General features: G+C 61.6%; 1 protein-coding gene. It reads right to left on the reverse strand.

The features are described 5' to 3' along the window. Window positions 1–27: 27 nt before the first annotated feature. Window positions 28–13779, reverse strand: a complete 13752-nt coding sequence (locus ACOVQ0_RS17200) for a beta strand repeat-containing protein (protein WP_421887263.1) — start codon at window positions 13777–13779, stop codon at window positions 28–30. Window positions 13780–13860: the final 81 nt, after the last annotated feature.

Genomic DNA, 13860 nt, shown 5'->3' on the forward strand with positions numbered 1-13860 from the left:
GGCATGGCTTGCATCTCCAGTCCTTCCTTAGAGGACGAATTCCGTCCCAAGGAAAGCGGTCAATCCATCGACCTGGAACTGGAAGTCCGCCACACCATCGCCATTCACATCGCCATAGACGATCGAGTTCGCGCCGATCGCGTCATAGCGAAGTTCACCCGCCGTGCCGCTGAAGGCCGCCGTGCCGATGAAGGCAAAGGCCTGATTGCCCCCGGCGACGCTGTTGGCATCGATGGTGTCGAGACGGATGCGGTCCCCTTCCGCCAGCGAGAAGTCGGCCACACGGTCCAGCGGCCCGGCGCTGAATTCGGCAAGGCTGGTGAAGACGAACTTGTCTGCCCCGGCCCCGCCGAAAAGGACGTCTGCGCCGGCACCGCCCTGAAGACGGTCGTTGCCGTTCAGGCCATAGAGGGTGTCGTTGCCATCACCACCGGTCAGGTTGTTGACCAGATCGTTGCCGGTGCCGGTAAAGTTGCCGGTGCCTCCATAGGTCAGATGTTCGACATTCGCGCCCAAGGTGTAGGTGGCAAGGGTTACGCGCACGGTATCGGTGCCCTCACCCGCAGCTTCGATTACCTGATCGCCAACATGATCGACATAATAACGATCATTGCCAAGCCCGCCGGTCATCGAGTCAGCCTCGGTGCCGCCGTCGATGCCGTCATTGCCCGCGCCGCCGATCAGGACGTCTGCACCTGCCTTGCCGAACAGATTGTCGTCACCATCGCCGCCGTCGAGCGTATCGTTGTTGTTGCCGCCATCGAGACGGTCACTGCCCTGATCGCCGGTAAGGATATCGTTCTGATCGCCGCCACGCAGATCATCATCGCCATCACCGCCATAGAGACGATCGGCACCGGCAAGGCCGTTGACGATATCTGCGCCACTGCTGCCAGTGACAATGTTGTTCAGGGCATTGCCCGAAACGGTCAGCCCGCCTGCTCGCAGCGTCAGGTTCTCCAGCGTGCCAGCGAGCGTATAGTTGATGAAGGTTTCGACCGTATCGACACCGCTGCCGCCGGTTTCATCAACCACATCGCCCACAGCATCGACGACATAGATATCGTTGCCGTGGCCACCGATCATGGTATCGGCCCCGGCCCCACCATCGAGACGGTTTCCGGCATTGTTGCCGACCAGCACGTTGGCCAGTTCGTTGCCGGTGAGGTGGATATTCGCCGCCCCCGCAACAGCTTCGATCCGTTCGACGGCCATACCGGCACCAAGCGTCCAGCTCTTGCTGGCAATAACGGTATCGCTGCCTTCGCCTGCAGCTTCGACCACCACGTCTTCGCTACGGTCGACAAGATAGGTGTCGTTCCCACCCTTGCCGATCAGCGTATCGATGCCGAAGCCACCATCGAGCGTATCATTGCCCGCGCCGCCTTCGATCGTGTTGGCCTTGGCATTGCCGGTGCCATTGAAGTTGCCCGCGCCGATGAACACCAGATGTTCAGCCGCGCCCGGCAGAACGTAGGTGTTCAGCGTGGTGCGCACGGTATCGGCATCACCGCTGACGTCGGTGATCAGGTCACCCACGTTATCGACCACGTAGGTATCGTTGCCTGCGCCGCCATACATCCGGTCAGCGCCCAAGCCGCCATCCAGCAGGTTGTCGAGGCTGTTGCCGTAGAGGGCGTTGTCGAGATCGTTGCCCGTGGCGTTGAGGGCCGCAGCCGCGCCTTCGACGAGGTGGAGGTTTTCGACATTGGCCGAGATGGCAAAACTCACGGTTGCATAGACCGCATCCGTGCCCTGATCTGCGGCTTCAACCACAACATCGCCCAGATCATCCACATAGTAGCGGTCATTTCCGGCAAGACCGACAAGCCGATCTGCGCCCAGTCCACCGTCGAGGGTGTCGTTCTGGTTGCCGCCGGTAATCTGGTTGGCCAAGGCATTGCCGGTGCCGATGAAGTTACCGAAATCGCGGGTGTAGATCAGGTTTTCGACATGCGGTGTGGTCAGCAGAGAGAAGCTGCTGATTTCGGATTCGATCGTGTCGTTTCCTTCATCGACATTCTCGATCACGACATCGCCTGCGCTGCCGACGCGATAGATATCATCGCCGGTGCCGCCTTCCATCGTGTCGATGCCATCGCCACCATCGAGCAGGTCGTTGTCGGCACCGCCGTAGAGGTGATCGTTGCCAGCATCGCCATAGAGCGTGTCGTTGCCGCCGTTGCCATAGAGCGAGTCATTGCCGCCAAAGCCGCGTGCAACGTCAGGATCACCGCCGCCATAGAAGGTATCGGCAAAATTACCGCCGTTGAACACGCCACCCGTGTTGCCTTCGCTCAGCACGAAGAGCTGATCGGAGAACTGGATGGCTTCGACCCCAACCAGATGATCTTCGCCGAAGTCTCCGTTCTCAGGGAAGTTGTCGACGACGATGTAGCCGCCAGCGCCATCATAGGTGACGGTGAACTGCGAGCGCAGACCGTTGATAAAGAACACGTCGTTGCCAATGCCGCCATCGACAGTCTGGTTGCCTGCGCCGCCGGTGATGCTGTCATCGCCCGCTCCGGCATCGACCACATCGGCACCGCTGCCGGTGCGGATCACATCGTTGCCGCTGCCGCCGAAGATCGTGTCGGTGCCGTTACCACCATTGATTTCGTCATCCCCGTCACCGCCATCGAGCGTGCCCGATCCGTTGATCAGATCCGCGCCGGTGCCGCCATAGAGGCTGCCGCTGCCTGACAGCGTATCGTCATCGGCATCGCCATAGAGGAACCCGACACCGGTGATGGTATCATTGCCATTGCCACCCTGCAGGGTGTTGGCGCCTTCGCTATCGGAGATGACGTCATTGCCATCACCACCGGCGATCGAGTCATTGCCGTGTTCGCCGCGAAGATCATCGTTGCCGCTGCCACCGAACAGGGCATCGTCATTGTTGCCACCACGGATCAGGTCGTTGTCATCGCCGCCATAGAGGATGTCAGCGCCAAAGCCGCCGAACATCTCATCGGCACCCGCCGCGCCCGACAGCGTATCGTCGCCATCTTCGCCGAAGAGCTGGTCATCACCCGCACCGCCATCGACCGTATCGTTGCCCGTGCCTGCAAAGACCACATCGTTGCCTTCGCCGGACTGAACGGTATCGTTGCCTTCGAAGCTGTCGATCCGGTCATTGCCGGTGCCGGTATCGATAGTGTCGTTACCCGCGCCGGTATCGAGCAGATCGTCGCCAGAAGTGACGCGGCTTTCGAACGGGGTGGAAACCAGCAGCGTTTCATCGACCAGCGATGCCGAAAGATCGGTAACGCGACCGGCGTTCAGCGTGGCGAAAGTGAGCAATTCGCCGTTGAAGACGTACTCCTCGATCCCCTGGACGATATCGAAACCACCATTGCCGCGATTGTCGACAATGCGCATTCCGCCAGCAGCCTGCGCCACGGTGAAGGTGCCGCGTGCAGTGCCATAGGTTACGCGATCGATATCCTCTGGCAAGCCGGAATCGAGGATGGTGTCATCGCCATCACCGGTAACGTAGCTGTCGCTGCCAAGGCCACCATAGAGGTTCTGGCTGCCAGCGACGCCGGTCAGCGCGTCATCACCAAGGCCGCCGTAGAGATCGCCCGTGCCGGTGATCACATCATTGCCTTCACCGCCATCCAGCACGTTCGCGCCTGACGTGTCCGAAAGGATATCGTCACCGATACCGCCATCGAGCGTATCGTCGCCGAAACCGCCGAACATCGTGTCATTACCTGACAGGCCAAGCAGATAGTCGTCTTCACTGCCGCCATCGAGCAGATCATTGCCATCGCCGCCGAGCAGCAGATCGTTCTGGCTGCCGCCGTAGAGGTTGTCGTTCTCGGTGCCGCCGTAGAGGTTATCCTCACCCTGACCGCCGTGGAGCGTATCGGTGCCAGCACCGCCGGAGACTTCATCGTCACCGTCGTTGCCGCTGAGAATGTCGTTTCCAGCATCACCGTGGATCGAATCCGCCTCGGTGCCGCCGTTGATCGTATCGTTGCCCTCGCCGCCATAGAGCGTGTCGCTGCCAGCAAGGCCTTCGATCAGATCGTTGCCGCCGTTGCCGCGCACGAAATCATCGCCGGAGCCAAGATCAAGCAGGGGTGGCTTGGGCGCGCTGTGATCGTTGATCACGTCATCGCCCTCGGTGCCGTTCACCTCCACGCCATAGTTGGGCGAGGTGACGTAATCGGCATCAAGGAAGCGGACATCGTAGATGCCGTAGAGCGTATCGACGCCATCGGGCGAGCCGGGGCGATTGTCGGTGACGATGGTTTTCCCGTCGATCGTGACGATCGTGTAGTCATTACGGTTGCCGTAATAGTAGACGACATCGGGGTTTTCTTCGGTCTGGCCGCCGCCGTAGATCTTGTCGTCTCCGCCGCCGCCATAGAAGGTATCGCCGCCAAGCCCGCCGCTCAACCGGTCGTGGCCCTGCCCGCCATAGAGCGTGTCATTGCCATCGTCGCCGCTGAGATTGTCGGTCCCGTTGCCGCCATAGAGCGTATCGTTGCCGGCGTTGCCGCTGAAGGTGCCATCGCCATCGTTGTAGATCCACGGTGCGATAAGGTCGTCGCCATCGCCGCCTTCGGCCAGGGTGGTGCCTTCGGCAATGATGCTGTCATTGCCGGACCCGCCGTAGATTTCGAAGCCACCCTGCAACTGGTCGTTGCCATCGTCACCGAAGACGCGACCGTAGCCCCGGATGCTGTCATTGTCGGCACCACCATAGAGGTCGCCATTGCCGCTCAGGCTATCCGTGCCGGAGCCGCCATAGAGTACGCCGTTGCCCGTGGTGCTGTCATTGCCGTCGTCGCCATAGAGGATGTTGTCACCCTCGTTATCGACCAGAACGTCATTGTCGGCACCGCCGGAGAGCAGGTCATCGCCTGCGCCGCCTGCGATATAGTCGTTGCCGAGTTCGCCATAGAGAAGATCTCCACCGGCGCCGCCGATGATCTGATCAAGGCCGTTGCCGCCATAGATCGCATCATTGCCATCTTCGCCCAGAAGGACATCGTTGCCTTCCTGACCGTGGATGATGTCGCTCCCCAGACCGCCGTAGACGTGATCGTTGCCGGTATCGGCAAACACGCTGTCGTTGCCGTCGAGCAGTGACACCACATCATCCTGCGCGGTGCCCAGCAGGTCATCCACGCCAGCGGTGCCGGTGATGGTCTGTCCGGCCTCACCCTTGCCAATGGTCGCATCGGTGAAGGCAAGCTGTTCGACGCCGGTCAGCGTGTCGGTGCTTTCCGATGTGAAGTTGGCAATGATGGTGAGGACGCCTTCGGCGTTGCGGACCACGGTGTAGCGGTCACGGCGTTCGGCATAGGCGGCGGTATCGGTATCCGCGCCGCCATCGATCGTGTCATCACTGCCGTGCGCGAAGGGATCGCTGCCGTTGCCGACGGTCGCACCGACGCCGTAGACCACATAGTCACCACGGATCGTATCGTTGCCGGTGCCGCCGTAGAACGTCTGGCTGCCATCGGCGGAGATTTCGTAAAGCGTGGAGCCGCGCAGATAGTCGTCCCCGGCATCGCCGTGGCCAGTGGCTCCGGCATAGACCATGACGGTATCATCGCCATCATCGCCATGCAGTTCGCCGCTGCCCTTAACGCTGTCATTGCCTTCATCACCGTGGGTCAGCGCGGTGACGGACAGGATGCTGTCGTTGCCGGTGCCGCCCGATGCGAGCGCGCCTGCGGCGTAGATCGTATCGTCATCGGCGCCGCCATAGATCGTGCCTTCGGCGTAGTTGTAGAAGTGGCCGATGCGGTCGGCCCCGGCGTCGCCATAGATTTCGCCATCGGCATAGATGGTGTCGTTTCCATCGTTGCCGTGGATGAGGTTCAGGCCGTTTTCGTCGTAGATCTGGTCATCGCCGCCATCGCCGGAGATCTGGTCAGCGCCCTGACCGCCGTAGATGATATCGCCATCGGCACCGCCCGAAACCACGTCGGACCCGCTTCCTGCGTAAATGTGATCGATGCCCGCATCGCCCCGCAGATCGTCGTTGCCCGAACCGCCGTCGAGCACATCGTTGCCGAGGCCCGCGACGATATCGTCGTTGCCGTCATCACCGAACAGACGGTCATTCCCTGCAAAGCCGGTGATGGTGTCATCGCCGGAATCGCCGATCAGGATATCGTCGAACGGCGTGCCCGAAATGGTGAGGCCGAAATTGGGATCGGTGGGATAGGGATTGGCAAGTTCGTCGTCGTTGAAGACGAAGAGTTCGATGCCGGTGAGCGTATCGGTGCCCAGCGATGAGCCGGGCCGCAGATCGACCACGGTGACCGTGCCATCGGCGTTGCCGGTGATGCGGAACGTCGCGCTGAGGTATTCGAACTGGCCCGCGCCAAGATCGGTGAAGGTATAGGCACCGATATTGGCCGCGTAGTAAGCCTTGTCGTAGCCGGACCCGCCGTAAATCTGATCGTCCTGTTCGGCGCCGGTCAGATCGTCATCACCCGCGCCGCCGACGACGATATCCGCGCCGTAACCGCCGTTGATCGCATCGTCGCCGCTGCCGCCATAGAGCGTTTCGCTGCCGGAGCTGTAGTAGTAACCGGTCCAGCCCCGGATGGTATCGTTGCCATCGCCGCCGTAGGCGACCGAATAGACCGTGGCGATATCGTCATCGCCTTCGCCGCCATCAAGCTCGCCCGTGCCCGACATGGTGTCGTTCCCGGCATCGCCGAAGAGGTGGCCATCGCCGGTGATGATGTCGTTGTCGTCACCACCACGGACCACGCCATAGCCGGTGATATTGTCAGCCCCTGCACCGCCTTCGATGGTGTTTTCGCCTTGGGTATCGACAATGCGATCCGCGCCAGCGCCGCCATAGATGGCATCGTCGCCCGCGTTGCCGAACAACTGGTCGTCGCCCTCGCCGCCGTCGATCGTGTCGTTGCCATCATCGCCGTTCACGATGTCATAACCGGCACCGGTGGAGATCACATCATCTCCGCCGCCGCCGTAGACCACATCGTTGCCGATGCCGCGGAAGTCGGCGATAACGCCGGGAGCCTCGCTGCCATCGGCTTCGATCCGGTCGGCCCCTTCGCCGCCATAGATGCGGTCGTTGCCCGATCCGGTTTCGATCTGATCGTCACCACCTTCGCCGCGCACGATATCGTCGAACTGCGTGCCGCTGATCAGGTTGGCATCGCCATCGCCGCCAAGTGTCTGGCCGGTATTGCCATCGTTGACCTGAAAATCGATGTCGGTGAAGCGCAGCGTTTCAACGTCGGTAACGTCGTCCTGCCCTTCATTGCCGTGGTTATCGACCACGGTGTAGCCGCCCGCACCGTTCTGCGTGACGGTGAAGTCTCCGCGAACGCGCGCATAGACCGCAACGTCATCGTTGGTGCCGCCGTCGATCGTGTCGTTTCCGGTGCCGCCCGTGATCAGGTCTTCGCCTGCACCGCCGCTGAGTGCGTTGTCGCCCGAATAGATGCCCGCGCTGATGATATCGTCACCGTCATCGCCAAATGCGGTGTCTCCGCCATAGATGATCGAGATCGCATCATTGCCCGCGCCGCCACAGTAGGTGGCATCGCCTTCATGGAAGATGTCCTGGGCGAAGCTGTCATTTCCATCACCGCCATAGGCCGTGGACGAGCCGTGAGGATTGAGCGCATCGTTGCCCCCGTCGCCATAGAGCACGCCGGTGCCAACGACGGAATCGTCCCCGTCTCCGCCGCGCATTTCGCCGGTGCCGGAAACGCTGTCGTTGCCGCCGTCACCATAGCCCTTGCCGACCACGTTCACGCTGTCGTTGCCAAGGCCGCCGTAGATCTCGCCCGAACCGGCCAGCACGTCTGCTCCGGCATCGCCGTGGATCAGGTTGGTGCCTTCGAAGTCGGAAATGTCGTCGTTGTTGTTGCCGCCATAGAGCGCGTCGTCGTGCAGACCGCCACGGATTACGTCGTCTTCCTCGCCGCCATAGATCGTATCGAGGCCCGAGCCGCCGTAAAGGTCGTCATCGCCTTCGCCGCCATAGAGCGTGTCGTTGCCGGTGTTGCCATAGAGCAGGTCCGGTCCGCCTGCGCCGATGACGGTATCGTTGCCGCCCCCGCCGTTGATCTGGTCGAATCCCGGCCCTGCGTTGATGGTGTCATCACCCATCAGATCATAGTCAGTGACGGGGTTCGAGATATCGAAGCCGGGTTCGCTGCCCGGAATGATCGCGCCGGGCTGCACATAAAGCGGCGTGCCGGGCACACTGTCATCCGCGCTCGATCCGTACCAGGTGTAGCCGGTGAAGGTGGCGAGCGGCAGTTCCTGATCATCGAAGACCAGCACTTCGACGCCTTGCAGCGTATCGGTGCCTGCAGGTGAGCCGGGGCGATTGTCGGTTACGGTGAACGTGCCGTCGCCGTTGTTCGTTACGGTGAAGTCGGCACGGTTGCCGAAATAGCGGGCGGAATCGTAGCCAGAACCGCCTTGCAGGCTGTCGTCGCCCGCCTCCCCGTTCAGTTCATCGTCACCGGCATCGCCCGAAAGCAGATCGTTGCCCGCGCCGCTGCGCATCGTATCGACGCCATCGCCGCCGTAGAGCGACTGCGCACCATTTCCGCCGCGCACATCGTCGTTGCCTGCATCGCCATAGCCGGTGCCGCCGTCGGACGTAACGGTGACGACGTCTGCATCGTCACCCCCATAGAGCGTGCCCGAACCGGACAGAATGTCGCGTCCGGCATCGCCATAGTAATCGCCCGCACCGCCGCTCTGGATGGTATCGTCGCCTTCATCACCGTGCACGGTGCCATTGGCGACGGCGATGTAGTCATCCCCTTCGCCGCCGCTGACGGTTGAGGTACCGAACGAGTCAAGGATGGTGTCGTTGCCGTCACCGCCATAAAGACCGTCGTTGCCCTGGCCGCCTTGCAGGTAATCGGGGCCAGTGCCGCCGTAGACGGTATCGTCGCCCGATCCGGCATAGACCGTATCCGTCCCGCCGAAGCCTGAAATCGTATCGTTCGAGGCCGTGCCATAGAGCACCTCGCCTTCGGACGTGCCTTCGAGCGTTACGCCCGTGCCGCCGGGCGAGAAGCTGGGATCGAAGCTGTCGAGCGTGAAATCGCCGACCGAGACGTTCTGCATCCGCACCAGCGCAACTGCTTCGCCCGCACCCGAACCATCTCGGTCAAACATGAGCAATACGTCTGCACCATCCTGCACCAGCGCGAGATGCCCTGTCAGGAAGGGGTTTTCACCCGATATGTAACCGATGGTCTGACTGAGGATGGAGTGCAGATAGAGCTGATCGCCGCCGGGGCCTGTGGTGAAATCGGTGATGACATCGGTCATCCCGCCCACGCGCCAGAGCAACTGGTAGACGTCCGATCCGGCATCGCCGGTCAGTTGCGATCCGGTATTGCCATAGCCGACCTGCTGGAAGACATCGTTGCCTTCGCCGCCTTCGATGATGTTGGCACCTTCGACGTCGATCAGCGTATCGTTGCCGCTGCCACCATAGAGCGAGTCAGCGCCACGTTGACCTGCAAGGTAATCAGCACCGCCGCCGCCGAAGATCTGGTCATTGCCACGGTCACCATAGATGCTGTCATTGCCATCGTTGCCGTTGATGATGTCGTTGCTGGGCGTGCCATAGAGCGAGTTGCCCCCCGCGCCATCATTGATCGTGGCACCCGCGCCGGTCGGCCCGAACTGCGGTGCGAAGTTGGCATAAGTGAGCGTTGCCGCATCGACGTTCTGCAAGCGCAGGACTGATTCCCAGACCGTGCCCGAAGCATCGGCGCTGTATTGCAGCACAGTGTCCAGACCATCATGGAACAGGCGCAGGTATCCCGTGACGAAGGGGTTGTCGCCGCTGGCGAAGTTGACCGAGTTGATAGCCGATATGTCAATGACGTCGCCGCCTAGACCGGCCGCAAAATCGGTAACCACATCGGCCGGACGACCCGATGTCCACGCAAGAACATAGCCGTCACTACCCGTACCGCCGGTGAGCGTATCGACCTGCGTGTTGTTGCTGACGTAGTAGAAGGTATCGTTACCCTCGCCACCGTCAGCAGTGTTCGAACCGGAATTGTCGTAGAAGCTGTCATTGCCGATGCCGCCGAACAGGGCATCGTTCCCCGCACCGCCATCAAGATGGTCGTTGCCATCTTCGCCGCGCAGCGTGTCGAGACCGGCACCACCATAGAGCGCATCGTTTCCGTCGCGGCCTTCAATGGTATCGTTGCTGACCGTGCCATAGAGATTTTCACCGGAGACAGTGCCGATGATGGCCGCACCAGTGCCGTCAGGGCCATATTGCGGCGTGAAGTTGTCGTAGCTGAAGCTGGCTGGTGTGGCCCCTTCAAGACGCAGCACGTTCTGCCAGTCATCGCCGATACCATCTGCGTTGAACTGGAGCAGTGTGTCGGCTCCATCCTGCTGAAGCCGCAGGAAACCGCGCAGGAAGGGATTGTCAGCGCCAAGATAGACCCCGCCGACATTGGCGATATCGATCACATCGCCACCGATGCCGGTGGCAAAATCGGTTATCACGTCAGCCGGGTTGCCCGACGCCCAGTTCAGGCCATAGCTGTCACGACCGGAACCGCCGGTGTAGGTATCGGTGCCGCTGCCCTGCCCGACCGTGCCGAAGGTATCGTTGCCGGTGCCGCCGTAGAAGGTGTTGTTGCCTTCGGTATCGGCAAGATAATCGTTGCCGCCATCGCCATAGAGCGTGTCGTCTCCGGCTTGGCCGAAGACGGAATCGTCCCCTTCGCCGCCGTGAACCTCGTCGGTGCCATCATCGCCCTGAACGATATCGTTACCGGCATCGCCGAACAGGAAATCGTTACCGCGACCGCCGAACAGCGTGTCATTTTCCGTGCCGCCATCAGCAAGGTCATCGCCCGACCCGGCATAGATCGTGTCACCGCCTCCGCCGCCATAGAGCGCATCGCCGCCTGACGTGCCGACAATGATCGTGCCGGTAGCGCCATCGATTATCTCGATACCCGAACCGTCCGGCGCGTGCTGCGGGGAGAAGTTCTCGCGCGTCAGTTCTTCGGGCAGAACGCCTTCGAGAACGAGCACGGTTTGCCAGCTATCACTGCCGCCATTGGTATCGACCTGAACCAGCGTGCCCGACAGATCCTCTGTGAGTTCAAGACGCAGGAATCCTGCTACAAACGGGCTGTCGCCGCCAGCAAGACCAAGCATCGACGCGATCACCAGCGAAATATCGAGTACATCGCCGCCCGCGCCGGGCGCGAAATCGGTTACGATATCGGCAGTGCGCGAAATGTTGACGTAATCGATACGGTAGCTGTCACGGCCTGCGCCACCGGTCAGCGTATCGGCTGCACCGCCATCGTGGCTGACCTGCACGAAGCTGTCGTCTCCGGCATCACCGATGAAGGTCGCGCCTGCGCCGCTGATGACGAGCGTATCGTTGCCCTCGCCACCTTCGACGTGCGAGCCTGCGGTGCCGACAAGATAATCGTCACCCAGCCCGCCGTAGATTTCGTCATTCGGACCCGCGCCGCTGTAGATCGTGTCGTTGCCGTCGCCGCCAGTCAGGACATCGGTGCCATCGCCGCCGTCGATATAATCGTTGCCATCGCCGCCGCCGATGTCGTCGTTACCGGTGCCGCCATACAGGTAATCCGCGCCGGTGCCGCCAGTGATGATATCGCTGCCGCCTTCGCCAGAAATGCTGTCGTTGTCGGCATTACCTGCGAGCGTATCGTCGCCAAGGCCACCTGCAATGTTGTCCTGCCCGTCGCCCCCGTAAACGGTGTCGTTTCCGGCCAGGGCATTGATGATGTCGTTGCCGCCATTGCCGTTGATCGTATCATCGTCAGACGTGCCATCGAGGTTGGACGAACCGTCGCCATCGTTGATCGTCACGCCATCGACACCCGTCGGCGAATAGGCCTGCACGATGTTGTCACGGACCAGCGTTACGGGATCAAGGTTCTCCAACCGCAGAACGGTGATCCAGTTGTCCGCCCCGCCATCGGTGTCGATCTGGAGAACCGTATCGGCACCGTCCGCCACAAAGCGCAGATGTCCGCTGCCGAACGGGTTCGTGCCGCCAGCGTAATTGCTCAACGAAGCGATGAGATAGCCCAGATCGAGGCGGTCACCGCCGAGGCCCGCGCTGAAATCGGTTATGACGTCGGCGGTATAGCTTGCGGAGAAGTAGTAGGGCCGGAACGTGTCGCGCCCGTCGCCGCCGGTGAAGCGATCGGCCACGCCGCCGCCCAGTGTCAGCCAGGTGAAGAAGTCGTCGCCATCGCCGCCATCGGCAGTGCCGCCACCGCTACCGGTGAGATAGAGTTCGTCAGCGCCCGCGCCGCCATAGAGCGCGCCAGACGCCGCCTGGAAATAGTCATTACCGCCATCGCCATAGAGCGCGTCACCGGCATTGCCGCTGCCATAGATGGCATCGTTGCCTTCGCCACCATGAACGGTGTCGTCGCCGTTGCCGTCATAGATGGTGTCATTGCCGCCGTTGCCGTTGATGGTGTCATTGCCACCATCGCCATAGAGCGTGTCGCCCGCTTCGCTGCCTTCGATGGCATCGTTGCCTTCACCGCCGACGATGACGCCGCCGTCGCTGTCTGCACCAAGGTTGATGGTGTCGTCACCGGCCTCGCCATAGAGCACATCATAGCCAGCGCCGCCGCCGATCTGATCGTCACCGCTGCCGCCATAGACATAATCGCTGCCGTCGCCTGCGTCGACTACGTCTGCCGAGGCACCGGCGTAGATCGTGTCGTTGCCACCATTGCCGTTGATCGTGTCGGCATCGGGTGTGCCGTTGATCGTATTGCCGTTTTCGTCGTCATTGATGGTGATGCCGGTGCCATCGGGCGAATAGGCTGCGGTAAAGTTGTCGCGCGTCAGTGATGCCGGCGCGACGTTCTGCAGGCGCAGGATGGTATAGGGGCTGGAGGAGCCGCCCGCAGCGCCATCGTGATCATACTGGATGAGCGTGGCCGCGCCGTCGGCCACAAACGTGATGTGGCCACCGGTGAAGGGATTGCCGCTTTCGGGCAGGCCCGAGAACGGAATGGACGCGAAGTCGAGCAGATCGCCGTTTGGACCTGCTGCAAAATCCGTCACCGTATCTGCCGCGTAGCTGGGCGAGACATAGGTGAAGATATAGGTGTCACGACCGTCGCCACCGGTGACAGTGGTAAACCCGGCACCGGCGCTGATGTCGCGGATCACATCATCGCCATCACCACCATAAACGGTGTCAGTACCATAGTCGGCACCGGCGTAGCTCAGGTAAATGGTATCGTTGCCGCCCTCACCATAGACCGTGTCGTCACCGCCACCGCCATAATAGATTTCGAGCGTGTCCGCGCCTTCTCCGCCGCGCACGATGTCGTTGCCTTCACCACCGCGAACGTCATCGCCGCCCGTGCCACCGTCGATATCGTCGTCTCCGGCCTCACCGAAAACGTAGTCGCCATCGTCACCGCCGGTCATCGTGTCTGCGCCGGAACCGCCGTAGAGCGAATCCCCGCCAGCGCCGCCCTGGATATCGTCACCGCCGCCAGCGCCGTAAACAATATCGCCGCCGCCGTTACCGAGGATCGTGTCGCCATCGTCGGTGCCGTAGAGGTAGTTGCTGTTCTCATCATCGTTGATGGTCACGCCGGTGCCATCGGGCGACCAGTTCTGGGCGAGGTTTGCGCGAGTCAGATTCGTGGCGTCAACGCCTTCGAGGCGCATCAGGGGGACCCAACCGTCCGACGTGCCCGAACCGTCGCGGTCATATTCGAACAGCGTGTCCGCGCCGTCTTGCACGAAGCGAAGGTAGCCGTTGGTGAAGGGGCTTTCCCCGCCCGGCAGGCCATTGAACGACAGCCCGCCGAAGTCGATGCGATC

The sequence above is a fragment of the Novosphingobium sp. genome (genome assembly GCF_049240505.1).
Classification (GTDB): Bacteria; Pseudomonadota; Alphaproteobacteria; order Sphingomonadales; family Sphingomonadaceae; genus Novosphingobium.